The following is a 26,401-nucleotide window of genomic DNA, read 5'->3' as shown; positions in this document are numbered from 1 at the left end:
CACTGCGCCGATGTCATTTGCTGCATTGGGCCTGAAGGCCAGCCTCGTTCGCATCGCCGCTGATCGGGGTTTCGAAACGCCCACACCCATCCAGGAGGCGGCCATCCCCGCCATCCTGCAAGGGCACGATGTATTGGGCCTCGCACAGACCGGCTCGGGCAAGACCGCGGCCTTTGCCCTGCCGGTGCTGCACCACCTGCTCAACGAGCGTCAAGGCCCGAGCCGCCGCCTGCGTGTGCTGGTGCTCGTGCCCACGCGCGAGCTGGCCATGCAGGTGGGCGAGGTGATGCGTGACCTGGCCCACGACCTGCCTGGTGGCATCAAGACCGTCGTTGCTTTTGGGGGCGTGTCCATCAACCCGCAGATGATGAGCTTGCGGGGCGGTGCCGACATCGTCGTGGCCACGCCTGGCCGCTTGCTCGACCTCATCGACCACAACGCGCTGAGTCTGACCAGCGTGGGCGCACTCGTGCTGGACGAAGCCGATCGCCTGCTCGACATGGGCTTTGCCGACGAGCTCTCGCAGATCCTGGAGATGCTGCCCGCGCAGCGCCAGAACCTGTTCTTCTCGGCCACCTTCCCCGAGGATGTGCAGGAGCTGGCGCACACCCTGCTGCAAGACCCCGTGCTCATCGAGGTGCCCGATGCGCCCGAGCACGCCCCCGACATCACGCAGCGCGCCATCGAGGTCGATGCCGACAAGCGGGCGCAATTGCTCAAGACCTTGATCAAGCAGGATCAATGGTCACGCGTGCTGGTGTTTGCCGCCACCAAATACGGCACCGAACTGGTGGCGCACAAGCTGCACCGCGCCGGCATTCACTCGGCGGCTTTTCATGGTGACCTCAGCCAGGGCGCACGCAAGCAGGTGCTCGATGCCTTCAAGGCCGGCGAGCTGCAGGTGGTGGTGGCCACCGATGTGGCTGCGCGCGGCATCCACATTGCCGACCTGCCCGTGGTGGTCAACTTCGACCTGCCCCGCGCCCCGGCCGACTACATCCACCGCATCGGCCGCACGGGCCGGGCGGGGGCCAGCGGCCTGGCAGTGAGCTTTGTCACACCACAGGCTGAAAGCCATTTCCGCCTGATCGAAAACCGCCAGGGCCAGCGTGTGCCGCGCGAGCAGATCCCCGGTTTCGAGCCCACCGACACGGCACCCGTGGACGAGCAGGGCGAGCCCACCGGCCCCAAGGGCCTGGACCCCAATGGGGGCATCAAGGGCAAGCGCAAGAGCAAGAAGGACAAGCTGCGCGAAGCCGCAGCCCGTGACGCAGCCCATGACGCGGCGAACAGGGGCGGCCGCCCCTAAGCGCTGCGCATCGGCCAGGCCGGTGTGGCACGCAGATTCAGCGTGCCAGTTTCTGCCAGAAGCGTTGCAGCAACTGCATGCCCGGCGGCGCTGTCGTGCCGGCCTCGTGGCTCAGGCGCTGCCACTGTGCGGACGAGAGCTGGAGCTGCGCCGAGTGCGACGCCGGCGCCACGCCCATGTACCAGTCAGGAAAGCAGCGTTCAACGGTGGGCTCGTCCATCAACTTGATCACGTCGCGGTGTTGCCGGCTGGCGCAGATGCGCGCGTAGATCAATTCGACACCATCGGGCAGGCCTTCGATGCACTGCATGAAGTTGCCCTCGCCATACAACAGGATGCCGGTGATGCCGTGGCGCTGGTTGTGCTCCCGGGCGTCCATCAGCAGCGCCTCCATTTCCGCTTCGTTCAGCTTGTGGGTGGCAGAACTCACGTAAACGATGGTGCGCAATGCGGGCATGGCTTAGGTCCTGTGAGCAGTGGTGTCCGTCCAGCGGGAGATGGCCTGATTCAGCTTTCGCATGATGGGTTGTTCGACATGGCGGTGAACAACCAGGGCGACCAAGGCGCAAGCTGCGACGATCAGTATCGCCGAGGTCGTGGCTGCGGCCGGCCCGAAGGGTCTTGCATGCTGTGCCAGCAACGAGACCATCTTGCCCAGCACCGACATGACGGCCACATGGATGAGGTAGAGCGTGTAGGAGGCATGGCCCAGTCGGACCAGCAGGTGGTCGGGGCGAGGGCGCCAGCCCGCGTCTTCCAGATGGGTAAGCCCCAGGACGCCCACGGTGCTGATGCCACCAAACAGCAGCACGCTCAGGCCGCGGTTGTTGGCCGGAAAGGTCAGGTCCTCCCAGGCAGCCAGGGCGACGAAGGCCAGCGCGGCGGCGGTGATGGCCATGCGGGCCTGCGTGGCAGACAGCCGCCATGACCGGCTGCCCAGCATGGCCAGCCCCGCACCCATGACGAACAGATAAATGTGGTCGTTGGAAAGAAAGTTCCGAATGAAGTGATCGCCGGCGGAATGGGTCAGGCTGTTGAGCAGGATCAGGCCCAGTGGCAACAGCAGCAACCAGCGCTGGATCAGCGCCAGCGCCATGGCGAGGTAGAACACCATCTCATACTGCAGCGTCCAGGCGACGAACACCACCGGGGCACCGGTGCCGCCCACCACGGCGGGGTCTTGCGGGATCAGCAGCAAGGCCTTGATCAGCGTGGCGGCATCAGCGGGCAGGGGGTTGCGCGAGGTGGGCAGCAGCCAGATGGACAGGCAGGTCATCGCAAACACCAGCCAGTACATCGGGTAGATGCGCGCCACGCGCTTGAGCAGGTAGGCCGGGAGGCGCGCGGGCTGGTTGAAGTCGGGCAGGTGCACCCGCGTGACGATGAAGCCACTGAGCACGAAGAAGAAGGACACGCCGGCGTCGCCGAACGAGCTCAGTTGCCGGAACAGGTCAGCGGCCGGCCCCAGATAGGTATCGCGATTGAGCGTGGCACCCACGTGGAGGCACACCACCATGAGCGCAGCCAGGGCGCGGCAAGCCTGAAGAGAGAGGTACATCGCGCAAGCTTAGCGCCCCACGGTGACATGGGGCGCAACACGCGCGAGACAGCGGGCGCTGCAGCTCAGTTGCAGGTATTGGGGGCGGCCTTGCCGTTGAGGCGATCGAGCACGTAGTTCATGGAGGCGCTGGGCGAGAGTGCCAGGCTGATGTGATCGCCCAAGGGGACGCGCTTGTACTGCACCTTCTGGCCTTGCTCGCAGTAGGTCTTGACCAGCTGATCGACGTCGGCAAGCGGCATGACTTCATCGAGCACGCCTTCGAAGATGTACATCGGGGCTTTGGGCAGGCGGTTGCCCAGGTTGTTGGCCGCCCCAATGGCCTGCATTTCAGGCAGATCCAGGAAGTTGGGGTCCTTCAGGTACTGGCTGCCCTTTTTGAAGATGTAAGGCGTGAGCATCTCGGGTTGCCCCTCCAGGGTGCCCAGCAGGCAGCGGTTGGCCATGTCCTTGAGCATGGTCAGCCCGGCAGGGGTGGCGTAGTCAATGGGATTGATCTGGGGGTTGGCTCGTGACAAGCCCAGCACCGCGCCAAAGTAGACGCCCGCAAACAGGGTGCCGTCCACCTTCCTGGCCACGTTGAGTGGCTTGACCGGCAGGCCACCCATGGCCGCCCCCACGATGTTCAATTCGGGTGCGTACTCGAGCGCGACTTCATTGGCCCATGCCGTGGCATGCCCGCCGCCCGAGTAACCCATCAGGGCCACCGGTGTGGCGCTGCTCAGGCCGCTCTGGCTGAACCGCTCGGCGGCACGGATGCCATCCAGCACGCTGTGCGCGGTGTTGAGTCCGGCCATCCATTGCGATTGCAGGCCCTCATAGTCGCTCATGACTACCAGTACGCCCTGGTCCAGCGCGGTGTTCACATAGCCCTTCTCGAACAGCTTGCCACTGACGGTCAGGCCCGAGGGCGTGCAGTTGAGTTGCAGGCTGTCGTACATGGCCTGGTAGGACAGCAGCTTGCGGCCTGTGGCCGGTGCAGTCTTGGGGATCAGCACCGTGGTGACGGCGGCCACGGGCACGCCATGGCTGTCGGTCGAGCGGTACATCAACTGGTAGGCCGCGTTGACGCGGGCCGAGTACGTGGTGTTGGGGATCGCGCGGTACCGCAGCACGGTGCCGGGTTGCGCACCAGCCAGCACCGCCGCCGAAGGCGCGACATAGAAGCTGTCATTGACCGGTTGCACGGCGGCGCTGGCCATGGGGTAGGCCTGTTGGGCGCTGGCGCCGTGGAGGGTGCCGGCCAGGCCAAGCAGCAAGATGGCAGCAGAAGCGGGGCTTGTCTTTGGCATGGTCATCGTCATCGTCCTTTGTGTGTGATCGGATACCGTTCAGTATTCGTTCGTGGTCGATGAAGGTATTGCCGGCCCGTGCGGCACTTTTGCGCTCTCACGCGAACCCCGGGTTAGTCCTTGCACAGTTGTGCATCAATGGGCTGGGGTAATCCAGAGGGCCTCAATCTGCCGACATCGCCCGCCACACGATGTGGAACAACTCGTCGAACTGGTCGATCAGCGGGCGCTTTTCGCCACGCACGATGTGCATCAGCACTACGCGGCCGATGATGCCCATGAACACGTCCAGCAGGATCTTGTGCGAGACCTGCTTGTTGAGCACGCCACGCGCCTGCCCGTCCTTGAACACGCCCAGGAAGGCGGTCATCAACTCGGGGCTTTCATAGATGCGGATGTTCTTGTGCTTGGACACGGGCACCGCGGTGAACAGCAACATCATCACGGCGGGGTGCTTGTCCATGTAGTCCAGCGTGACCCAGAAGGTCTTGCGCAGGCGCTCGCGCGCGTCGTCGATGCCTTGCAGGTGGTCGAGCATGCGCTCGGCCAGGCGGCCCAGCATCACGTCCAGCATGGCGTAGACCAGCACCTCCTTGCTGCCGAAGTACTTGTAGATGGTCTGCAGCGACACGTTGGCGGCCTTGGCCACGTCCAGCAGGCTCACTTCATGGAAATCCTGGTTGGAGAACAGCTCCAGCACGGCTTTTTCGATGCGGCCCAGCGTGTCGGCGCGCATGGTGCTGAGCGCCGCGCGGCGGTCATCGACGGTGCTGGGCTGGTGGCGGCGGGCGGTGGACGAGGGCATGGGCGGTGTCGGGAAGGGGGCATTCCGGTATGGAAATCCATATTACCAAATGCAGCCAGGATGGCGCCAATTGACCAAATCCGCTTGCCAACTGAGCGGCGTGACGCCAAGATTCGCTGGTTGACGCATGCGTCATCTCACAGAGGGTGCAAGGGCGACAAAAGCCCCAAACCTGTCGCCGAAGATGCCCATTCCGCGGGTTTCTACTGACGGTAATTTAAATTACCGATCATGAAAGGTCATGAGATGTGACGTAGTCGTCGTTTTGTGTGTACCGAGGAGACTTTGCCAAATGGCTATTCAGAATTTCGCGCCCGCATGGATGACCGAAGAGCACCAGATGGTGTTCGACTCTGCCAAACGCTTCATGACCGAGCAGTGGCAACCCAAGGATGAAGCCTGGCGTGCCCAGGGCATGATGGACCGCCAGGCCTGGGAAGACGCGGGCGCCAATGGTTTCCTGTGCGCTTCGATGCCCGAGCAGTACGGTGGTGGCGGTGGCGACTTCGGCCACGAAGCCGCACTGGTGCTGGCCCAAGGTGAAGCCGGCATCGGTGGTTTCGGTGGTTCGCTGCACTCGGGCATCGTCGCCCCTTACATCCTGCATTACGGCACCGAAGAGCAGAAGAAGCGCTGGCTGCCCAAGCTGGCCACGGGCGAACTGATTGGCGCCATCGCCATGACCGAACCCGGCACGGGCTCTGACCTGCAAGGCGTGCGCACGCTGGCTTTGAAGTCCGAAGACGGCCAGACCTACAAGATCAACGGCAGCAAGACCTTCATCACCAACGGTCAACTGGCCAACCTGATCATCGTCGTGTGCAAGACCGACAAGGACAAGGGCGCGCAAGGCATCTCCCTGTTCGTGGTCGAGACCGACGAGGCCCCCGGCTTCCGCCGTGGCCGCAACCTCGACAAGATCGGCATGGAGGCGCAAGACACCTCCGAGCTGTTCTTTGACGATGTTGTGGTGAGCAAGCACAACCTGATCGGCGAGAACGAAGGCATGGGCTTCTTCCAGCTGATGCAGGAACTGCCGCAGGAACGCATGCTGGTCGCGCTGGCCGGTATCGCCGCCATGGAATACGCCATGAAGATCACGCTGGAGTACACGAAGGAGCGCAAGGCTTTTGGCAAGCCCATTTTCTCGTTCCAGAACACCCGCTTCAAGCTGGCCGAGTGCCAGGCCCTGTTGCTGGCTTCGCGTGCCCTGGTGGACGCGGCCATGGTGGCGCACCTCAAGGGTGAGCTGGGCGTGGACCGCGCGGCGCTGATCAAGTACTGGATCACCGACAACCAGTGCAAGCTGGTCGACGAATGCCTGCAGCTCTTCGGTGGCTATGGCTACATGAAGGAATACCCGATTGCCCGCCTGTGGGCCGATTCGCGTGTGCAGCGCATCTATGGCGGCACCAACGAAATCATGAAGGAGCTGGCAAGCCGCTTCCTGTGAGTGGCGGCGCATCCGCCAGCTGCGCGGGGCGATCCCGCGTTGGCGATGCTCGCCGTACCGCTAGTACGGCTGCGCTTCTCAACGCAGGCTCACTCCCGCTCGCTCAGGCGGCTGCACACGCCCGATACACCGAGTAATCGATTCAATACATAGAAGGAGCTTCTCATGACCGAAGCCTACATTTTTGATACCGTGCGCACCCCGCGCGGCAAGGGCAAGAAAGACGGCAGCCTGCACCAGGCTACGCCCGTGTGGCTGCTGCGCACGCTGCTGCAAGCGCTGGCCGAGCGCAACAAGCTGGACACCCGCCTGGTCGATGACCTGGTGCTGGGCTGCGTGACGCCGGTGGGCGAGCAAGGTGCCGACATCGCGCGCACCGCCATCCTGGACGCCGGCTGGGCCGAGACCGTCTCGGGCGTGACGCTGTCGCGCTTCTGCGCCTCCGGTCTGGAAGCCATCAACCAGGCGGCACAACGCATTGGCTCGGGCATGGAAGACATGATCGTGGCCGGTGGCGTGGAATCCATGAGCCGCTGGCCCATGGGCTCTGACGGTGGCGCCTGGGTCATGGACCCCCGTATCAACAGTGGCACCGCCTTCGTGCCGCAAGGCATCAGCGCCGACCTGATCGCCACGCTGGAAGGCTTCAGCCGCACGGACCTGGACGCGTTCGCCGCCGAGTCGCACCGCCGTGCCGCTGTGGCGCAAGCCGAAGGCCGCTTTGCCAAGTCCGTCGTGCCCGTGAAGGACATCAACGGCATGGTCATGCTGGACCGCGATGAAACCGTGCGCCCCGGTACTTCGGTCGAGACGCTGTCCAAGCTGATGCCCTCGTTCGAGATGATGGGCACCATGGGCTTTGACGGCACCGCGCTGGACAAGTACACCACCATCGAGAAGATCATCCACACGCACCACGCCGGCAACTCGTCGGGCATCGTGGACGGTGCCGCGCTGGTGCTGCTGGGCAGCAAGGAAGCCGGCATCAAGGCGGGCCTGAAGCCCCGCGCCAAGGTGCGCATGTGCGCGGTGATCGGCTCCGAGCCGACCATCATGCTGACCGGCCCGACGCCGGCCTGCCAGAAGGCGCTCAACAAGCTGGGCATGACCCCGGGCGACATCGACCTGTGGGAAATCAACGAGGCCTTTGCCACCGTGCCCATGAAGACCGCCAAGGACCTGGGCATCTCGCTGGACCGCGTGAACGTCAACGGTGGTGCCATCGCCATGGGCCACCCGCTGGGTGCCACGGGCGCCATCATCCTGGGCACGGCCCTGGACGAACTGGAGCGCACCGGCAAGGCCACCGCTTTGGCCACCCTGTGCATCGGTGCCGGCATGGGCATCGCCACCATCATCGAACGCGTCTGATCAGGAGGCCACAAACATGACTAACCAAGCCTTCACCTTTGACGTTGACGCCAACGGCATCGGCCTCGTCACCATCGACATGCCCGGCCGGGCCATGAACGTGCTCAACCCCACGCTGGTCGAGCCGTTCGCCGAGCTGGTCAACAAGCTGGAAACCGACGCCTCGCTCAAGGGCCTGGTCATCACCTCCGGCAAGTCCACCTTCATCGTGGGCGCCGACATCGACCAGCTCACGCAGATCACCAGCGCCGAAGAAGCCTTCAAGCTGTGCGAAGACCTCAAGGGCATGATGCGCCGCATGGAAAAGTGCGGCAAGCCTGTGGTCGCTGCGCTGAACGGCACGGCACTTGGCGGCGGCCTGGAGCTGGCCCTGGCCTGCCACGCCCGCATCGCGCTGGACGACCCCAAGGCCAAGTTCGGTCTGCCTGAAGTCAAGCTGGGCCTGCTGCCCGGTGGCGGCGGCACGCAACGTGTGCCCCGCCTGATCGGCATCCAGAAAGCCATGGACCTGATCACCCAAGGCAAGGAACTGACCGCGGCCAAGGCCAAGGAAATGGGCCTGATCACCGATCTGGCCACCACGCGCGACGAGCTGCTGGCCAAGGCCAAGGCCTGGTGTGCGGCCAACCCCAAGCCTTCTGCACCTTGGGACACCAAGGGCTTCCGCATCCCCGGTGGCGACAGCAAGAGCCCGGCCGTGGTGCAGGTGCTGGCGATTGCGCCTTCGATGGCCAACGCCAAGGCGCACGGCAACTACCCTGCGCTCACGCACATCATGAGCTGCCTGTTCGAAGGCTGCCTGCTGGACTTCGATGCCGCTTCGCAAGTGGAGTCGCGTTACTTCGCGGCCTGCGTCGTGTCGCAGACCAGCAAGAACATGATCAACACCTTGTGGCACCAGCTCAACGCCATCAAGAAGGGCCAGTCGCGCCCCAAGGGCCCGGCCGAGTCCAAGGTCAAGAAGCTGGGCATCCTGGGTGCCGGCATGATGGGCGCGGGCATTGCCTATGTGTCGGCCAAGGTTGGCATCGACGTGGTGCTGCTGGACACGACCATCGACAACGCCGAAAAGGGCAAGGCCTATTCGCAAGGCCTGCTGGACAAGGCCGTGGCCCGTGGTCGCAGCACGCCCGACAAGCGCGATGCGCTGCTGGCCCGCATCAAGCCGACCACGTCTTATGACGACCTGGAAGGTTGCGACCTGGTGATCGAAGCCGTGTTCGAAGACCGCGAGATCAAGGCCGTCTGCACGCAGAAGACCGAGGCCGTGATCCCCGCGACGGCCGTGTATGCATCGAACACCTCGACGCTGCCCATCACCGGCCTGGCCAAGGCCTCTTCCCGCCCTGCCAATTTCATCGGCTTGCACTTCTTCTCGCCCGTGGACAAGATGCCGCTGGTCGAGATCATCGTGGGCAAGGACACGAGCGACGAGACGCTGGCACGCGGCTTTGACTACGTGCTGCAGATCGGCAAGACCCCGATCGTGGTCAATGACAAGCGCGGTTTCTACACCTCGCGCGTGTTCACGACCTACATCATGGAAGGCATGGCCATGCTGGGCGAGGGCATCCACCCGCGTTCCATCGAGGTCGCTGGCCTGAAGGCCGGCATGCCGATGCCGCCGCTGGCCCTGCAGGATGAGGTCTCGCTGAGCCTGTCGCTGTACATCGCCGAAACCACCAAGAAGGACCTGATCGCCGAAGGCGGCCCGTTGCCAGCCATCCACCCCGGCTTTGCCGTGGTGCAGAAGGTGGGTGGCGAGCTCAACCGCATCGGCAAGAAGGCCTCCAAGGGCTTCTACGACTACAGCGGCAAGGACAAGAGCCTGTGGCCGGGCCTCACCGAGGTCTACCCGCCCAAGGCCGTGCAGCCCTCTCAGCAAGAGCTGGTGGACCGCATGCTGTACGCCCAGGCCAATGAAGCCGCACGCTGCTATGAAGAAAACGTGGTGCGCTCCGTGGCTGATACCAACATCGGCTCGATCTTCGGCTGGGGCTTCGCGCCCAACCAGGGCGGTGCACTGCAGTTCATCAATGCGGTGGGCCCCAAGCAGTTCGTCGAGCGTGCACGTGAGCTGGCCAAGCAATATGGCCCGCGCTTCGAGCCCGCTGCCATCGTGGTGAAGATGGCCGCCGAGGGCGGCCGCTTCGAGGACAAGCTGTGAGCGTTGAGGCCGGACCGCTGTCTGGCCTCCTGTCAGGCCTGCGCGTGATCGACCTCACGCGCAACCTGCCAGGGCCTTTTGGCACGCGCATGCTGGCCGACCTGGGTGCCGAGATCATCAAGGTGGAGCCGCCGGAAGGCGACCCCGCCCGCCCGCTGGGCAGCCTGTTCGAGGCGCTCAACCATGGCAAAGAGTGCCGCAAGATCGACTTCAAGAACGCCGCTGACTTGAATCAGCTGCGCGACTGGATCGCGACGGCGGACGTGATGGTCGACAGCTTCCGGCCTGGCGTGCTCAAGGCCATGGGCCTGGACTGGGAGGCGCTCAAGCTCATCAACCCGAAGCTGGTCATGGTGTCCATCACGGGCTATGGTCAGCAAGGGGCATGGGCACAACGCGCTGGCCATGACCTGAACTTCATGGCGGTTTCCGGTGTGCTGGACCAGGTGAGGGCGCCCACGGGCGAGCTGGCCTTGTCCAATGTGCAGTGGGGGGATCTGGCCGCGGGCTCGTCCATGGCCTGCATCGCCATCCTGTCGGCGGTGTACGACGCTGGCAAGCGGGGGCAGGGGCGCCACATCGACGTGAGCATGACCCATGGCCTGCATGCGCACCTGGTGATGCCCAAGTCCACCGGAGCCTTGCTGGCACCGATGCTGGGCGGGCGCATGCCGCGCGCCGGTGAAGACCTGCTCAATGGCGTGCTGCCTTGCTACAACCTGTACGCCACGGCCGACGGCCGCCATTTGGCGGTGGGCTCGCTGGAGTTCAAGTTCTGGAAGGCCGCGTGCGAGGTGTTCGAGCGGCCGGACTGGGTGAACCGCCACTGGCAACGCGGCCAGTTGCCGGGCTCGCCCGATTGCGTGGCGCTGCGCCAGGACGTGGCCGCGCTGGTCGCGTCCCAGCCCCTGGCCTATTGGGCCGAACGCTTCGAGCAGGCCGATGCCTGTGTGACGCCGGTGCTCACGCTGGCCGAGGCGCAGGCCCACCCGCTGTTTGCGGGGCAGGCGCTGGTGCAGCCCTGGTCGCAGGTGGCTTGATGAGCCGATCGATGTTTTGAGACTGACCGGGGGGTCAGACGGGTACGGGCCTGGTGAGCTTTGGCGCCAGGCCCGTATTTTTTGGCCAGACAGCATGAGTCCCGGCGTTCAGACGGGGATGTCATAGGGGGTCATCTGTTCTGGTGCATAGGGGCCTCGGCCGGGTGTCGTGCTGCGATCGGCGCCATGGCGCACGATGATCAGATCGACGTCCTTGATGGGGTGGGGCAAGCCTGTGTGCGAGGTCAGGGTCACGTCATGCAGGACACCAATGCAGCCTTTGGCGCTGACGCAAGGATGATGGTTTGCCTTGGCACTGGGCGAGATGGCCGTGATCTCGTGCCGAGGCAGTAGCTGCACGCTGTGCTTGATCATGTTTGATGAAGCTTCGCTACACAGGGTATTGAGCACCAGGCAGAGAAAACGGTTGAGTGCATAAGCGTACTCGGGCGTGCTCAGCCGGTGTGCCCATGTCACTTTCAACTGACCATTTTTCAGGCTGCCACGCAAGACATCATGGGCGACCGCGTCCAGCGCGGCCTGGCCCAGGCGCTTGATGTGGGGGACGATGGCTTGCTCGAAGGCCGCGTGCCATGCCGCCGTCATCTGTTTGGCGGGGTGGGCCTGACGTTGCCATGCGTGCATGCGTCGGGCCGATTCTTCTGCACTCAATAGGCTGCGGATCAGGCCATCGGCATCAAGCTGAAAGCCTGGGCGGTGATGGTCGATGGCGTCTTGCAACGCCTTGAGCAAGGTCAGGCCGAAATGACCTGTCACGACGCGCTGGAAGTCCTGCATGGCACCGTCGCCGCCACCTGAAATGACGACATTGGTGTGGGGAATGTGTTCCTTGGGGTCGTTGGGAATCTGGTCGTCGTCTTTCCAGAACGCGGGGCCTTGGAAGCCATTCCAAGGGTCGGGGCATTGCCCATCGCTGTCCGTGCACTCCACGCCGAAGCCGGCCGCGTTGATGATGGCCCCGAACGGGCGCACGGAGGGGGTGTCCCCCGTCTGCCACGGCGCACTCACCTCGACGTGATTCGCCCCGGCTGGATAGCGGTGGTTGGCCGGGTTCACCATGGGGCGACCATCAAGCGAGGTCAACAGTTCAATGTGACCACGTTTGCCCTTGCCGTCATACAGTGCTTGCCACTGTTGCCACAAGTGCGTCCAGGAGTGGGCGAGGTCCGCGCCGGTTCCTGTGGTCTGAGGCAAAGGAAACCAGCCGTTCGATTGCGGGAACAGCCCTTGCTGACAGTGCGGATGAGGCCAGTCGTATTCGCAGGGGTCAACGCGACGCCAGCGTGCGCGAAAGAAGGTGGCGAAGGGGACCTGATCAAGTTCAACAACGGTCACGTGGACGCCCCAGTACGCGGCGTTCATGGCTGCGCACATGCCGGCGGCCCCTGCACCAATCACCAGCAGGTGGTCCGCACTTGAGATTTCGTTGGTGTCGATCAGGCCGTTGGCAACCAGGCCGGCTCGAAGCAGCTGGTCACGAATGCTGCCAGTGCGTGTCCCCGTCAGGTCGTAGACCCGTGGTGCCACGCGATGTAAGCCCAGAGCCTGGTTTGGCATGCTGTCCCCCGATGAATTCGCTCTCTTGCGAACTATTTTGTCCGAAGAGGCGTTCGGGAGAAAGCAGTTTTCTGCCTGGCGGGAAAAGGCCAGGTGTTGATCAGGCCCGTTTGAAGACCTTCATGGCCTTGGCCTGCCTTTGAGCAAACTCATCAAGCAACTCGGCTTGAACCTCTTCAGGCTTGCGGGTGCCGGCATCAGCGACACTGACGGCACAACTGGCCAGTTGGTCCAGCGCCTCATCGCTCAAGGCAGACGAATTTCGTTGAGTAAAAAGCAGCTTGCCACTGGGGATCTGAAGGCGCGCTCTCCAGGCCATCAAATCTTGCCAGACCGCCAGATAAGGCGCGCCCTCCTCGACGATGGCCACCGCCAGACCATCCACGCATCCAATGCGGGCATGGGTCTTGACGCCAGTGACGTAGCGAATCTCGCCATTCACCTGTGCGGCCTTGGCTGCCTGAGACCCGCCTTGCGCGAGGCCTTGGCTTTGGAAACCTGCCATACGGTTCATAGAGGGTGCTCCCCCGGGGCCTGATCAAATGAGCGGTGCTCAGATGTAGGGGCTTAACCGGAAATCAAGGTTAGACCGCAGTCATAGGTTGCGCGCCCCTCCTGGCCCTGTCAACCCCGCGGCTCGATGCCGGCGGCTTGGCCGTGGTGGAGTGCACACACCCGCGTACCTGAGTATTTCCTGGCGGGCTGTAGCAAGAAAGCAAGAGAAGTGCCTCGCTTGGCCCCTAGATCTTGGGGTGGCGCAAACCAGCCTCAGGAGCGCCAGTCTAAAGCGTGCTCAACTGCCCTGCTGGCTGTGCGGTTTGGTGCAGCTGGCTTGCGGGCGTTGACGGTGCTCAGCCGTGCACCGCTTTGGCATTGTCCAGCGCCCGGACCATCTCCTTGCGGAAGCGGTTGAGCTCCTGCACGCTGGCAAAGCTGCGGTCCATCAGCGAGCTGAGGTTGAACAGGATGCGCTCCACCACCTTGCCTTCCCACACCGCATCAAACTGGATCTGCTTGTCCAGCCAGGTCTCCAGCCATTCCGGATTGGGCAGCCGCGACTGGATGGTGTCGCGCGGAAACAGCTTGCTGCTCACATGCAGATTGGTCGGGTGCAGGGCCTGGGCCGTGCGGCGCGCACTGGCCATCAGCACGCCCACCTTGGTGAAGGCCGCACGCGCCTCGTCGCCAAAGCGGTTCAGCGCCTTCTTCATGTAACGCAGGTAGGCGCCGCCATGGCGGGCCTCGTCGCGCGACAGGGTCTCGTAGATGGCCTTGATCACCGGCTCGGTGTGCCATTCGGCCGCGCGGCGGTACCAGTGGTGCAGGCGCACCTCGCCGCAGAAGTGCAGCATCAGGGTCTCCAGCGCCGGGGCCGGGTCGAACTCGAAACGCACCTCGTGCAGTTCTTCTTCGGTGGGGACCAGGTCCGGGCGGAAGCGGCGCAGGTACTCCATCAGCACCAGCGAGTGCTTCTGTTCCTCGAAGAACCACACGCTCATGAAGGCAGAGAAGTCGCTGTCATCGCGGTTGTCGCGCAGGAACATCTCGGTGGCGGGCAAGGCGGCCCATTCCGTGATGGCGTTCATCTTGATCGTCTGGGCCTGCTCGTCACTGAGCTGGCTGGCGTCGAAGCGATCCCAGGGGATGTCGGTGTCCATGTTCCAGCGGACGGCTTCGAGTTGCTTGAACAGTTCGGGGTAAAGCATGGCGTTCTCCAGATCAATGAACCGCGGACCTGGGACGAGTGGCCTCACCTGGAGGGCGCCACGCGGCAGGTCGGCGACAGCCTAATGTAGTTTCGTGACGTTTGAGCGAATGGATGCAGTCAAACCCATGACAGGCCCGGTTTTTATGCGGCGCGTGCATCGGCTTTGTCGCCACAGGCGTATTGAGCTGGGTGCACACTGCGCGCATTGCGCCATTGCTGAAGGAAACCCCATGAGCCCTCGTTTGCCGATGCCACTTTGCCGTCTGTCACTGCTGCTGCCCTTGTGCCTGGGCGGTGTCTCCCTGAACGTCCAGTGTGCGCCTGCCGCCCAGCCGGCTCAAGCGATGCCCACGGCTGCAGCGTCTGTACCTGCGCCAGCCGCCGCCTGCCCGGCCTTGCTCAACAAGACCTTCCCGCGCCTGCAAGACGAGAAGCCGCAATCCCTTTGCCAGTACAGCGGCCAGGTGCTGCTGGTGGTCAACACGGCGAGCTACTGCGGCTTCACCAAGCAGTACAAGGGCCTCGAAGCGCTGTACGCCAAATACAAGGACCAGGGCCTGGTCGTGCTGGGCTTCCCTTCCAATGACTTTGGCAGCCAGGAGCCCGGCACCGCCAAGGAGATCGCCGATTTCTGCGCCAACACCTATGGCGTGAAATTCCCCATGTTCGCCAAGAGCCATGTGGTGGGCGATGAGGCCAACCCGCTGCACGCCGAGCTGCGCAAGGCCACCGGCACCCGCCCCAAGTGGAACTTCTACAAGTACCTGATCGGGCGCGACGGGCAGGCCGTCAAGGCCTACAGCAGCATGACCTCGCCGGATGACCGTGATCTCATCGAGGACATTGAAAAGCAGCTGGCTGCAAAAAAGTGACTGATGAGTTACAGTATGAACTGTTCGGTATTTTTTGACTTGATCGGCACTTGACCGGCGCTTCACCCTGATTGGCCACGGCCACGATGGCCCGCAGCGTGAACACCGGTCGGCCCTCGACAGGAGTTGCGCATGAAACGCATTGCCGTGATCGGAGCGGGTATCGCCGGCCTGGGCGCCGCCTACAGGCTGGCCACCTCGCCGGGTGAGCGCCACGTGACCTTGTTCGAGGCGGGCGGGCACTTTGGGGGCCATGCCAACACGGTGGACGTGACCTTGCCTGATGCGCAGGGCCAGCCCGTCACGCATGGCGTGGACACGGGCTTCCTGGTGTTCAACGAGCGCACCTACCCGCAGCTCATCCGCCTGTTTGCCGAGCTGGACGTGCCCACGGCCAAGTCCGAGATGTCGTTTTCGGTGCAGGTGCCGGCCCAGGCGCAAGGGCTGTCGGGCTTGCCGGCGGGCCTGCAGTGGTGCGGCTCCAGCCTCAACAGCGTGTTCGCCCAGCGGCGCAACCTGATCTCGCGCCCCTTCTGGCGCATGCTGGCCGACCTGGTGCGTTTCAACGCGCTCACGACGCGCCTGGCCCTGGCGGGTTCTGAAGCGCAGTTGCGCGAACCCATTGGCGACTTCCTGCAGCGTGAAGGCTTCAGCGACGCGTTTCGCGAGGGCTACCTGCTGCCCATGGTGGCCTGCATCTGGTCCTGCCCCGTGCAGCAGATGATGCGTTTCCCCATGGCCACGCTGATCCGCTTCTGCCACAACCATGGCCTGCTTCAAGTGGCGAACCGCCCCCAGTGGTACACCGTGGCCGGTGGCTCGCGCGAGTACGTGCGCCGCCTCATGGCCGCCTTGCCGGATGCGCGTCTCAACACCCCCGTACACGGCCTGATCCCGCTGGGCGATGAGGGCAGCGCCGGCGTGATGGTGCACAGCGCGGTGGGCGCCGAGCGGTTCGACGACGTCGTGCTGGCCACGCACTCCGATCAGGCGCTGGCCTTGCTGGGCACGGGCGCCACACCGGCAGAGCAGCAGGTGCTGGGGGCCATTCGCTACCACCACAACCGCGCCGTGCTGCACACCGACGAGGCCATGCTGCCCGGCAAGCGCCTGGCGTGGGCGGCCTGGAACTACGAACGTGCGGCCAGGCCCGACCAGGAAGACCGTGCCGTGTGCCTGCACTACCTCATCAACCGATTGCAGCCCGTGCCCTGGTCTCAGCCCGTGGTGGTGTCGCTCAACCCGCTGCGCGAGCCGGCGCGTGACCAAGTGCTGGCCGAATTCGATTACGCCCACCCCATCTTCGACCAGGCCGCCATCGAGGCGCAGGGGCAACTGCACACGATCCAGGGCCGCCGGCACATCTGGTTCGCGGGGGCCTGGGCCGGCTACGGCTTCCATGAAGACGGCCTCAAGTCCGGCCTGGCCGCGGCGTCTGCCATGCTGGCGCGTCAAGGCATCTTGTTGCCTGCCGACGCGGGTGACCTGGCGGCCGACTACCTGCGCCAGCACGGCCAGGCCGGCCAGGAGATGGCGGCATGAGCCCGCGCGCCCTGATCGGCTTTGGCGAGGTGCGCCACACGCGGCTCAAGCCCGCTCGCCATGCCTTTCGTTACGGCAACTACTTCTGGCTCCTGCCCATGCGCGCGCTGGCCCGCGAGCCGCAGGCCATCGTGCGCCGCAACCAGCGTGGTGCCTTGAGCTTTCATGATGCCGACCATGGTGACGGGGGCGGCAACGCGCTGGTCTGGCTGGATGGCCTGTTGCACGCGCAGGGCCTGTGGCAAGCCGATCTGGCCGAGGGCGAGGTCTGGTTGCAGACCTACCCGCGCGTGATGGGTTATGCCTTCAAGCCGGTGAGCTTCTGGTACGTGCACCGGCCCGATGGCCACTTGCATGCCATCGTCGCTGAGGTCAACAACACCTTTGGCGAACGCCACTGTTACGTGCTCAGCGGCGCGCAACTGGGTTGGGGGCGCGAGATCGAATCCGACAAGGTCTTCCACGTCTCGCCGTTCTGCGACACGCAGGGGCGCTACCGCTTTCGCTTCATGCGCACCGCGCAGCGCCTGATCGCGCGCGTGGACCACGACGACGAAGGCGGCCCTTTGATCCAGACCGCCATCAGCGGCGTATTGCAGACACTGGATGCGGGCAGCGCGCGCAAAGCCTTCTGGGGCTGGCCGCTCATGACCTTCGGCGTGCTGGCGCGCATCCATTGGCAGGCGCTGCAACTGTGGCTCAAGCGCGTGCCGTTTTTCAGCAAGCCCGAGCCGCCCACCCAGTTCGCCACCGGCCCACGTGCCCGCACCACACCATGAACCGCATGACGATCTCATCATCTTCATCCTCCGGCTTGCACCTGCCTGAGCACGCACCGGCGGCTGCCCGGCTGGCCCTGCGCTTGCTGCAGCGGCTGCAGGTCGGCTCGCTGGATGTGCAATACCCCGATGGCAGCACCGCGCGCTTCGGGCATGCCCTGGAGTCAGGCGGCCAGACGCCGCGTGCCACCCTGCACCTGCACAACTGGCAGGTGTGCACAGCGGCCATGAAGTCCGGTGACATCGGCTTTGCCGAGGGCTACATCAACGGCGACTGGTCCACGTCAGATTTGACGGCCTTGCTCAAGCTCTTCATCGCCAACCGCAACCAGATCGAAGACGCGATCTACGGCAACTGGTGGGGGCGCCTGCTCTACCGCATCCGCCACCTGCTCAACCACAACTCCAAGGCCAACAGCCGCAAGAACATCCAGGCCCACTATGACCTGGGCAATGCCTTCTACCGCCTCTGGCTGGACCCGACCATGAGCTATTCCAGCGCCTGGTTCGAGGGCGATCACAGCCGCAGCATGGTCGATGCGCAGCGCGCCAAGGTCAAGCGTGCATTGAATGAAGCCGGGGTGTCCGCTGACCGGTCTGGCCAGCGTGTACTGGAGATCGGCTGCGGCTGGGGTGGCCTGGCCGAGATCGCGGCAGCCGAACACGGCGCGCATGTCACGGGCGTGACCTTGTCCACCGAGCAACTGACCTGGGCGATGGAACGCATGGCCAAGGCCGGCTTGTCCGATCGGGCCGATCTGCGCCTGCAGGACTACCGCGACATCCGCGAAGAGCCCTTTGATGCCATCGTGTCCATCGAGATGTTCGAGGCCGTGGGCCGCGAATACTGGGCGGGTTACTTCGACACCATCAAGCGTTGCCTCAAACCCGGTGGCCAGGCCTGCCTGCAGACCATCACCATCCACGACGACCTGTTTGATCGCTATGTGAAGTCCACCGACTTCATCCAGCAGTACATCTTCCCCGGCGGCCTGCTGCCCAGCGACAAGGCCTTCCGCGAAGAAGCGCAGCGTGCCGGTCTGGAAGTCGTCAACGCGATGGCCTTCGGGCCCGATTACGCCGAGACCCTGCGCCGCTGGCGCGCTGATTTCCATCGCCACATCCGCCAGATCCAGGGCCTGGGCTTCGACGAGCGCTTCCAGCGCATCTGGGAGTTCTACCTGGCGTACTGCGAAGCCGCGTTCGACATGGGCAACACCAACGTGGTTCAGTACACCTTGCGCAAGCCGCGCTGAGCGGCCGACCTGGCGCCCTCATCATCATGAACCAAGCCGACCTGCCCCACGCCGCCTGTGCGCGTTATGGCCTGCTGGGCTTGCCGCTGGCCTTTGTGGCCTTGCCTTTGTATGTGGTGCTGCCTGCCCACTACGGGCAGACCTTGGGGGTGCCGCTGGGGCTGCTGGGTGCGGTGCTGCTGGGCGCGCGCCTGGCCGATGCCCTGGTCGACCCTTTGATTGGCCGTTGGGTCGACCGGCTGCTGAATCAACCGGCTCGGGCCGCGCGCGCCATGTGGGTGATGGCCGCCGTGCTGTCGCTGGGCTTTGCGGCGCTGTTCTTTCCCTTGATACGCGGTGAGGCGGCCTTGTTGTGGTGGTGCGCCGCCACCATGATGTGGACCTTTCTGGCCTACAGCCTGGGCAGTGTGCTGTACCTGGCCTGGGGCAGCCGCTTGGGCGGCAACGTGGCCCAGCGCGCACGCATCGTGGCCTGGCGCGAGGGCTTTGGGCTGCTGGGCGTGGTGCTGGCCAACCTGCTGGCCGTGCAGGCTGGCCTTGGCTGGACGGCGCTGGCCTTGTTCCTGAGCTTGCTGCTCGGTGTGGGCGGCCTCGTGAAGGGGCCCAGGCCATCGGCGCAGTCGCAGGCTGGCGGGTCGCAGCTCAGCGGGCAAGACCTGCGCCTGCCCTGGCAAGGCGCGGCCTTCCGCAGACTGCTGGGCTTGTTCCTGCTCAATGGCGTGGCCAGTGCCATTCCGGCCACCCTGGTCTTGTTCTTCATCCAGGACCGCCTGCAGGCCCAGGCCTGGACGGCAGCGTGCCTCGGCGTCTACTTCCTCATGGCGGCCGTGAGCATGCCCTGGTGGGCGAAGGCGGTGGCGCGCCTGGGGCCCATGCGGGCCTGGTCATTGGGCATGGCCCTGAGCGTGCTGAGCTTCGCGGGCGTGTTGGGCCTGGGGGCAGGCGATGTGATGGCCTACCTGCTGATCTGTGCCTGCAGTGGCTGGGCACTGGGCGCCGATCTCACCGCACCAGGCACCTTGTTGACGGGCGTGGTGCAGCAGGCCGGGCACGCGGAGCAGGCCGAGGGCGTGTACGCCGGCTGGTGGCAATGGGCCACCAAGCTCAACCTGGCCCTGGCCGCCGGCCTGGCCTTGCCGGCGCTGCAGTACCTGGGTTACGTGCCGGGTGCCCGTGATGCGCAGGCCTTGTTGTCCCTCACGCTGGTGTATGGGGCCTTGCCTTGCCTGTTCAAACTGCTGTCGCTGGCCTGGTGCTGGCGGTGGCGCAACCAACTGGTGTTTGCTTGAAAAGGACGCGTCACCCATGACCACCGCACGACCCCATCTCACCACCATGTTCACCACCTTGCTGGCTTGTTCGCTGGCGGGGTGCGCGGGTGGGCCCGTGCCGGCTGACTACGCCAAGGAGCAGCCCCGGCTGGATCTGCGCGAGTACTTCAACGGCCCCTTGACCGCACACGGCATCTTCACGGACCGGTCGGGACGGGTGGTCAAGCGCTTCACCGTGCAAATGGTGGGCCGCTGGCAAGGCGGCAATGGCGTGCTGGAAGAAGACTTCAACTACAGCGATGGCAGCAAGCAGCGCCGCGTGTGGCGCCTCACCGACCTGGGCCAGGGCCGCTGGCGCGGTCAGGCGGACGACGTGGTGGGCGACGCGGTGGGCGAGGTGGCCGGCAATGCGCTGAACTGGCACTACACGCTGCGCCTGCCCGTTGATGGCAAGACCTATGAGGTGCAGTTCAACGACTGGATGTACCTCATGGACGGCCGCACCATGCTCAACAAGGCCGTGATGAGCAAGTTCGGTTTCACGCTGGGTGAAGTCACCCTGAGTTTCAGCAAGCCTTGAGCAAACGAGCCGGGTCCGCATCATGTCTCTCAATCCTCCTGTCACCCAATGGTCTGGCCACACGGTCTGGTTGATCGGCGCGTCCACCGGCATCGGTCGCGCCACGGCGTCGAAGCTGCATGCGCTGGGCGCGCAGGTCATCGTCTCGGCCCGAAACGAAGCGGCCTTGCAGGCCTTCGTGGCCCAACACCCGGGCAGTGCGGCGGTCGCCCTGGATGTGGTGGACGCCCATTCAGTCAGGCTGGCCGGCCAGCGTGTGCGCGAGCTCGCGCGGCAGGGCCGGCTGGACATGGTGCTGTACTGCGCCGGCTACTACAAGGCCATGCGCGCGCAGGAGTTCGACCTGCACGAGGCCATGCGCCACCAGCACATCAACTACGACGGCGCGCTGCACGTGCTGGACACCGTGCTGCCCATCCTGCTGGCGCAGCGTGGTGGCCACCTCAGCCTGGTGGCCAGCGTGGCGGGCTTTCGGGGCTTGCCCAAGGCCTTGGCCTACGGGCCGACCAAGGCCGCGCTCAACTCGCTGGCCGAAACGCTGTATCTGGACCTGCACCCCCAAGGCATCGGTATCTCGGTCATCAACCCGGGCTTTGTGGCCACGCCCATGACGGCGCACAATGACTTCAGCATGCCGGCCTTGTTGACCCCCGAGCAGGCCGCGCAGGAAATGATCGCCGGCTGGGAGGCGGGCGCCTTCGAGATCCATTTCCCGCGGCGCTTCACGCTGTGGCTCAAGCTGCTGCGGCACCTGCCCCATGCGCTGTACTTCCCTGCGGTGCGCCGGGTCACCGGCCAATGAGCTGAAGGAGACCACCATGAGCGTGACCCCCATGCCTTCCAGCCGTACCGACGTGGCCCATCAGGCCATGCCGCTGTTCGTGGCCTTTTTCGAGAATCTGCAGGAACAGGGCCTGCCGGAACTGGCGCGTTTCTATGCACGCGAGGCCCACTTCAAGGACCCGTTCAACGAGGTGCAGGGCCTCCTGGCCATCGAAGCCATCTTCCAGCACATGTTCCGCACGCTGGACCTGCCGCATTTCGTGGTCAAGGAGCGCATGGCGCAAGGGCAGCAGGCCTTCCTGACCTGGGACTTCCGCTTCCGTTTCAAAGGGCAGCCGAACTGGCAGCTGATCCACGGTGCCACGCGCCTGCAGTTTGATGCCCAGGGCCTGGTGGTCGAGCACCGCGACTACTGGGATGCCGCCGAAGAGCTGTACGAGAAGCTGCCGGTGCTGGGCAGCCTGATGCGCTGGCTCAAGCGCCGGGTGATGAGCTGAGACCGCCTGGCAGCAGGCAAAAAAAACCCCGCCACGAAGGCGGGGCTGCGCAAACCCTGTGATGTTGTGTATGGGCCCGTCGCCAGCTGGCGCGAACCATGTGTTGTCCCTCTCCCTCGAACCGTGTGACAGCACGATACAAAAATGTAGAGGGAACCGACACGATCCTCATCCCTCCGTAGGGGGTAGGCGGCTCCCCAGCCGGATCGCTCAAGTCGATTCCCCTGGGGGCGTAGGGGCATGCCGTACCTGCACCCCACTTAAATGAGGGGGTGCTTGTGCACAAAGGCACGTGCGCGCCGCTCATGGACTGGCTGACCCTCAAGTTGGGGGATGACGGCACCGATGGACAAGTCATGATGGCCTTGAGGTCCAAGCAATTGACCTTATCTACAAGGCAAGCCTGAAGGACCACGGAGTATCGTTCATGCACATGCTTTACAACTCGGACAGCTATGCGGTCGTCCAGATCGAGCTGCCGGCCACGGAAGTTCTGCTGTCGGTGGACCCGGCAGCCAGCCTCAAGCGGGGCGGCTATGAAATCGTGGACAAGTTCGCCCGCAAGGAACTCTTCATTGAAGGGGCGCTGGCCGAATCCTTCAAGGAAGGCGTCGAAGCCTTGATCGAAACCTCGCCCAGCGTCGAAGAATTCGATGCCTATCTGGAACGCTTCGCCGGCATGGCGCAGCAACCAGTCGTGATGCATTGAACACATTGCACGGCTGGCGAGCCTGAACGGGCTCAAGTGCATCCCCATCCGCGCCGAAAACCGATTACGTCAAAAAGTTTGATCGGGTCTGGCGCGAGGTCTGCCTGCCAAGGGAGGCCTTTCAGGGGAAATGCGCATGTCACAACCATGGATGGAGCCGCACTACGACGCGGTGCTGCTGCTGGCAGCCTGCGTGATCGCGGTGTACGCGCTCTATTTGCAAAGCCTGGTGGTACGCCGCGCGCGTGCCCATGACAGGGAAACCGCCTTCACCTGGTTGCTGGGCGGCGCGCTCAGCGTGGGCACCGCCATCTGGGCCGAGTGCCTGCTGGGCTTGATCGCCCTGAAGCTGCCCATGCAGGTGGGCTACGCGCGTGCCATCGTGCTGGCGGCCTGGCTGCCTGCCGTCGTGCTGGCCGCGGGCGCCATCCGCATGTATGGCCAGGCCAGGCTGGCCTTGCACATGCGCGTGATGGGCGGCCTGGTCATCTGTGCGGCCATCTGCCTGCTGAACCTCATCGTCGTCTCGTCCGTGGTGCTCAAGCCCTCGTTGCAGTGGGACCCGCGTTACGTGGGCGCGGCGGTGGCCGTGATGTTGCTGGCCAGCGCAATCGGGTCGGTGCTGATCCGCCATGCGCTCAACGCGCCTCTCGGCCATGGGCGCACGCTGGCGGTGGCGGCCCTCGTCGCCCTCTTGCTGCGTGGCGGGCAGATGCTGCTGATTGCCGGTGTGAACGTGCCGGTCGGCGCCGTCAGCGTCACCGGGGACCAGATGTCGGGCGACTACCTGCAGTTCCTGTTGACTGCACCCGTCTTGCTGTTGCTGGCCGTGGTGCACTGGGGCACGGTGCTGGACGACCGCGCCATGCGCCGCCAGGAGGCCTTGAAGGCCTCGCTGCAACAGGCCCAGGCCGCATTGGAAGAAGCCGCCCAGCAGGACCCGTCCACCGGCTTGTTCAACCGCCAGGGCTTCGAGAAGCACCTGCGCACCCTGCTCGAAGACCACGGCCGCGACGTGAAGTCGCTGTGCGTGTTCCGGCTGAGCCTCGACGGCTTCAAGTCCCACGTCGAGGGTTATGGCCAGGACATGGGCGACGCCATCGTGCGCCATCTCGCCGGGCGGCTCAAGAGCCTGGTGCGCGAAGGCGATGTGCTGGCCAGGTCGGACACGGACGAATACCTCCTGCTGTGCAACGACCTGTCGGACGAGCATGTGATGGCCCATCTGGCCCAGCGTCTGAGCGAGGCCATCCACGAGCCTTGCCTGATCCGCGATCAGGATGTGGTGTTGAGCTGCTCCATCGGCATCGCCTGCTTCCCGGCCAGCAACAACGCAGACCAGTTGCTCGCTCATTCGCTGGACGCCATGCTGACCGCCCGCAAGGCCGGTGGCGGCGTGCACTGCCTGTACGAGCGCGGCATGGACCGCACCGGCGCCGAGCAAGTCGAGATGCAGCGCGACCTGCGCCACGCCATTGCCCGCAACGAATTGCAGCTTTACTTCCAGCCCAAGCTGTATGCCCGAGACAAGACCCTGGCCGGCGTGGAGGCCCTGCTGCGCTGGATGCATCCGCAACGCGGCATGGTCAGCCCGGTGGACTTCATCCCCGTGGCCGAACGTTTTGGCCTGATCGGCGAGCTGGGCCTGTGGGTGCTCAACGAGGCCTGCCGACACATCCGCATGTGGCATGACGCCGGGCTCAACGTGCCGGTGGCCATCAACCTGTCGGCGCACCAGTTGCGGCAACCTGATCTGGAGCTGCGCGTGCGTGACGCGCTCAAGCGCCACCGCGTGCCCGCCCGCATGCTGATCATGGAGATCACCGAGTCCACGGCCATGGACGACATCGACGCCTCGCTGCGCGTGTTCGACATGCTCGATGCCATCGGGGTGCGCCTGTCCATCGACGACTTCGGAACGGGTTACTCCAGCCTGAGCTACCTGCGCCGCCTGCCGGCCCGTCAGCTCAAGATCGATCGCAGCTTTGTGAAGGACCTGGCCTCCAGCCTGGACGCCCAGGCCATCGTGGCGGCCGTGGTGAACCTGTCGCATGCGCTCGGGCTGGAAGTGGTGGCCGAAGGCGTGGAAACGCTGGACCAGGCCGCGATCTTGACCCGGTTGCAATGCGATGAGCTGCAAGGCTTCCTGTATGCCCTGCCCATGCCCGAGTCGGCCCTGCTGGTCTGGTTGCTGCAGCACGGTGTGCAGGTGCAGCCCTCGCACCCGGCGCCCGTGCACGCCGCCGTGGACGAAGAAGACTGGCATGTCTGCGGTGAGCAGGAGCTGGCCCGTTCAGTATGAGTGCGGCGCCCAGTTCCCTGTCGCCCTGGTGGTGGTTGCTGATTGCCCTGCTGGGTGTGGCCATGATCATGTCGGTGCTGCGGGCCTGGCTGGCCTCGCGCGAGCGTGACCGCGCGCTCGATGAGCAAGGCAGCACCCGCGCGCCGCCCGTGGTGGACCTGCCCGTGCGGCTGACGCCGGATGTGCAAGACCCGGTCACCGGCCTGGCCACGCGGCTCTTGCTGGAGGACCAGCTGGCCGCCGCCGCGATGCGTGCCGAGGCCCGCAAGCGCCGCCTGGCGCTGCTCTACATTGACCTGGATGGCTTTCGGCCCATCAACGAGGCCTTTGGCCATGCCTGTGGTGACACGCTGTTGCGCGAAGTCGGCCAGCGCCTGGCCAGCATGGGCCGCGCCACCGACACCGTGGCCCGCCTGGGCGGCGACGAGTTCCTGATGCTGCTCGATGGCGACCCGGACAGTGCCTCGGCCGCCCTGGTGGCCGACCGCGTCCGCCACAAGCTGCAACAGCCTTATCAGGTCGATGGCCAGGACGTGCGCCTGTCGTGCTCGATCGGCATCGTGCTCTACCCGGAGCATGGCCCCCGCGCCAAGCTGATTGCCCGCGCGGACGCCGCGATGATGGCGGCCAAACGGGCCGGGGGCAATATGCATTGCTTCTACGAAGCCCGCATGGACCAGGACGCCGATCGCACCTTCGATCTGCACCGTGACCTGCGCAGCGCGATTGAAACGCGTGAGGGCCTGGCCCTGTACTACCAGGCGCAGATCGATGGGCGCACCGGCCAGGTCACGGGTGCAGAAACCCTGGTGCGCTGGTTGCACCCCGAGCGTGGCTTGCTGGAGCCGGCCGAGTTCATCCCGATCGCCGAGCGCTTCGGCCTCATCGCGGCCCTGGGCGACTGGGTGATGGACGAGGCCTGCCGCCAGGTGCGTGCCTGGCTGGATGCGGGCTTGCGCATGCAGGTGGCCCTCAACCTGTCGGCACACCAGCTGCGCCAGCCGGATCTGGTGGCGGGCATCCAGGCTGCGCTGAGCACCCACGCTGTGCCGCCCGAGCTGATCAGCTTCGAGGTGAGCGAGTCCGCCGCGATGGAGGATGCCAAGGCATCAGGGCGCATCTTCGCGCAGCTCGCGCAGATCGGCGTGCAGCTGTCCATCGATGCGTTCGGCACCGGTTACGCCAACCTGAGCCACCTGCGCAAATGGCCGGTGCATCGCCTGAAGATCGACCGCAGCCTGGTGCAAGGCCTCGATGAGGATGACGACGCCCGTGCCATCGTGCGGGCGGCCATCCAGCTGGCCCATGCCCTGGACAGGGCGGTGGTGGCGGTGGGTGTGGCGTCCGAAGCCGAGCAGACTTTGTTGATGCGCTGGGGCTGCGACCAGATGCAGGGTTATCTGTTTGCCAGGCCCATGCCGGCGGCGCAGCTGCGGACCTGGTTGGCAGGTGACCAGGTGCCGGCCCGGCGTGCAGGCTTTCGCGCCTCGCTGTTCAACCAGGGCGACCCGGCCGACCAGGGCTGAGCC

General features: G+C 64.9%; 23 protein-coding genes. 16 read left to right on the top strand and 7 right to left on the bottom strand.

What is annotated here, in order from left to right:
* Window positions 1–10: 10 nt before the first annotated feature.
* Window positions 11–1,309 (top strand): DEAD/DEAH box helicase, encoded by a 1,299-nt coding sequence (locus JY96_RS10010; protein WP_035037071.1) that lies wholly within the window; start codon window positions 11–13, stop codon window positions 1,307–1,309.
* Between the two features lie 37 nt (window positions 1,310–1,346).
* Here the strand turns inward: JY96_RS10010 and JY96_RS10005 are convergent, their stop codons facing one another.
* The 4 genes from JY96_RS10005 to JY96_RS09990 all read right to left on the bottom strand — a co-directional run bounded on the left by JY96_RS10005 (window position 1,347) and on the right by JY96_RS09990 (window position 4,964).
* The gene (locus tag JY96_RS10005; protein WP_052162358.1) at window positions 1,347–1,766 is read right to left on the bottom strand and encodes a BLUF domain-containing protein; all 420 of its coding nucleotides are present in this window, start codon (window positions 1,764–1,766) and stop codon (window positions 1,347–1,349) included.
* A 3-nt stretch (window positions 1,767–1,769) separates the two neighbouring features.
* Window positions 1,770–2,867, bottom strand: a complete 1,098-nt coding sequence (locus JY96_RS10000) for an acyltransferase (RefSeq protein WP_081961172.1) — start codon at window positions 2,865–2,867, stop codon at window positions 1,770–1,772.
* A gap of 65 nt (window positions 2,868–2,932) precedes the next feature.
* A complete protein-coding gene (locus tag JY96_RS22180) occupies window positions 2,933–4,159 on the bottom strand; it encodes a lipase family protein (protein WP_161784288.1) in 1,227 nt (408 codons plus the stop codon).
* A 163-nt stretch (window positions 4,160–4,322) separates the two neighbouring features.
* The gene (locus tag JY96_RS09990) at window positions 4,323–4,964 is read right to left on the bottom strand and encodes a TetR/AcrR family transcriptional regulator (RefSeq protein ID WP_035037066.1); all 642 of its coding nucleotides are present in this window, start codon (window positions 4,962–4,964) and stop codon (window positions 4,323–4,325) included.
* Between the two features lie 292 nt (window positions 4,965–5,256).
* On the opposite strand from JY96_RS09990, the gene JY96_RS09985 reads away from it, so the two are divergent.
* The 4 genes from JY96_RS09985 to JY96_RS09970 all read left to right on the top strand — a co-directional run bounded on the left by JY96_RS09985 (window position 5,257) and on the right by JY96_RS09970 (window position 10,995).
* A complete protein-coding gene (locus JY96_RS09985) occupies window positions 5,257–6,417 on the top strand; it encodes an acyl-CoA dehydrogenase family protein (RefSeq protein ID WP_035037064.1) in 1,161 nt (386 codons plus the stop codon).
* A gap of 165 nt (window positions 6,418–6,582) precedes the next feature.
* Window positions 6,583–7,788 (top strand): acetyl-CoA C-acetyltransferase, encoded by a 1,206-nt coding sequence (locus JY96_RS09980; protein ID WP_035037062.1) that lies wholly within the window; start codon window positions 6,583–6,585, stop codon window positions 7,786–7,788.
* A 16-nt stretch (window positions 7,789–7,804) separates the two neighbouring features.
* Entirely contained in the window at window positions 7,805–9,955 is a 2,151-nt protein-coding gene (locus JY96_RS09975) for a 3-hydroxyacyl-CoA dehydrogenase NAD-binding domain-containing protein (protein ID WP_035037059.1), read from the top strand.
* Window positions 9,952–10,995 carry a CaiB/BaiF CoA-transferase family protein gene (locus JY96_RS09970; RefSeq protein WP_035037052.1) on the top strand — a complete coding sequence of 348 codons (1,044 nt, stop codon included), beginning with the start codon at window positions 9,952–9,954 and terminating at the stop codon, window positions 10,993–10,995. The genes JY96_RS09975 and JY96_RS09970 overlap by 4 nt, the downstream gene beginning before the upstream one ends.
* A 108-nt stretch (window positions 10,996–11,103) precedes the next feature.
* Here the strand turns inward: JY96_RS09970 and JY96_RS09965 are convergent, their stop codons facing one another.
* The 3 genes from JY96_RS09965 to JY96_RS09955 all read right to left on the bottom strand — a co-directional run bounded on the left by JY96_RS09965 (window position 11,104) and on the right by JY96_RS09955 (window position 14,279).
* The gene (locus JY96_RS09965) at window positions 11,104–12,573 is read right to left on the bottom strand and encodes an FAD-binding protein (protein WP_035037049.1); all 1,470 of its coding nucleotides are present in this window, start codon (window positions 12,571–12,573) and stop codon (window positions 11,104–11,106) included.
* Window positions 12,574–12,673: 100 nt separating this feature from the next.
* Window positions 12,674–13,078 carry a hypothetical protein gene (locus tag JY96_RS09960; RefSeq protein WP_035037046.1) on the bottom strand — a complete coding sequence of 135 codons (405 nt, stop codon included), beginning with the start codon at window positions 13,076–13,078 and terminating at the stop codon, window positions 12,674–12,676.
* A gap of 346 nt (window positions 13,079–13,424) precedes the next feature.
* The gene (locus JY96_RS09955; protein ID WP_035037044.1) at window positions 13,425–14,279 is read right to left on the bottom strand and encodes a ferritin; all 855 of its coding nucleotides are present in this window, start codon (window positions 14,277–14,279) and stop codon (window positions 13,425–13,427) included.
* Window positions 14,280–14,511: 232 nt separating this feature from the next.
* Here JY96_RS09955 and JY96_RS09950 point away from each other — a divergent pair, with 232 nt between their 5' ends.
* The 11 genes from JY96_RS09950 to JY96_RS09900 all read left to right on the top strand — a co-directional run bounded on the left by JY96_RS09950 (window position 14,512) and on the right by JY96_RS09900 (window position 26,398).
* The gene (locus JY96_RS09950) at window positions 14,512–15,153 is read left to right on the top strand and encodes a glutathione peroxidase (protein ID WP_081961171.1); all 642 of its coding nucleotides are present in this window, start codon (window positions 14,512–14,514) and stop codon (window positions 15,151–15,153) included.
* Window positions 15,154–15,285: 132 nt separating this feature from the next.
* Entirely contained in the window at window positions 15,286–16,695 is a 1,410-nt protein-coding gene (locus tag JY96_RS09945; RefSeq protein WP_081961170.1) for an NAD(P)/FAD-dependent oxidoreductase, read from the top strand.
* Complete coding sequence (locus JY96_RS09940) at window positions 16,692–17,474, top strand: DUF1365 domain-containing protein (RefSeq protein WP_035037041.1); 783 nt, start codon at window positions 16,692–16,694, stop codon at window positions 17,472–17,474. The genes JY96_RS09945 and JY96_RS09940 overlap by 4 nt, the downstream gene beginning before the upstream one ends.
* A 5-nt stretch (window positions 17,475–17,479) precedes the next feature.
* Window positions 17,480–18,730 (top strand): cyclopropane-fatty-acyl-phospholipid synthase family protein, encoded by a 1,251-nt coding sequence (locus JY96_RS09935; RefSeq protein WP_235333893.1) that lies wholly within the window; start codon window positions 17,480–17,482, stop codon window positions 18,728–18,730.
* A gap of 26 nt (window positions 18,731–18,756) precedes the next feature.
* Complete coding sequence (locus tag JY96_RS09930) at window positions 18,757–20,019, top strand: MFS transporter (RefSeq protein ID WP_052162355.1); 1,263 nt, start codon at window positions 18,757–18,759, stop codon at window positions 20,017–20,019.
* A 16-nt stretch (window positions 20,020–20,035) separates the two neighbouring features.
* On the top strand, window positions 20,036–20,581 hold the full coding sequence (locus tag JY96_RS09925; RefSeq protein ID WP_152606438.1) for a DUF3833 domain-containing protein: 546 nt from the start codon (window positions 20,036–20,038) through the stop codon (window positions 20,579–20,581).
* A gap of 22 nt (window positions 20,582–20,603) precedes the next feature.
* Window positions 20,604–21,383, top strand: a complete 780-nt coding sequence (locus JY96_RS09920; RefSeq protein WP_035037037.1) for an SDR family NAD(P)-dependent oxidoreductase — start codon at window positions 20,604–20,606, stop codon at window positions 21,381–21,383.
* 16 nt (window positions 21,384–21,399) lie between these two features.
* Window positions 21,400–21,861, top strand: coding sequence for a nuclear transport factor 2 family protein (locus tag JY96_RS09915; RefSeq protein WP_081961615.1), 462 nt, complete (start codon window positions 21,400–21,402; stop codon window positions 21,859–21,861).
* A gap of 427 nt (window positions 21,862–22,288) precedes the next feature.
* A complete protein-coding gene (locus JY96_RS09910; RefSeq protein WP_035037034.1) occupies window positions 22,289–22,570 on the top strand; it encodes a DUF3567 domain-containing protein in 282 nt (93 codons plus the stop codon).
* A 136-nt stretch (window positions 22,571–22,706) separates the two neighbouring features.
* Window positions 22,707–24,872, top strand: a complete 2,166-nt coding sequence (locus JY96_RS23560; protein ID WP_161784287.1) for a bifunctional diguanylate cyclase/phosphodiesterase — start codon at window positions 22,707–22,709, stop codon at window positions 24,870–24,872.
* Window positions 24,869–26,398, top strand: coding sequence for a bifunctional diguanylate cyclase/phosphodiesterase (locus JY96_RS09900; RefSeq protein ID WP_052162353.1), 1,530 nt, complete (start codon window positions 24,869–24,871; stop codon window positions 26,396–26,398). The genes JY96_RS23560 and JY96_RS09900 overlap by 4 nt, the downstream gene beginning before the upstream one ends.
* Window positions 26,399–26,401 lie beyond the last annotated feature (3 nt).

Source organism: Aquabacterium sp. NJ1 (assembly GCF_000768065.1).
Classification (GTDB): Bacteria; Pseudomonadota; Gammaproteobacteria; order Burkholderiales; family Burkholderiaceae_C; genus Aquabacterium.
Note: the sequence above shows the minus strand (reverse complement) of the source record. Positions and strands in the feature narration are given on the sequence as shown.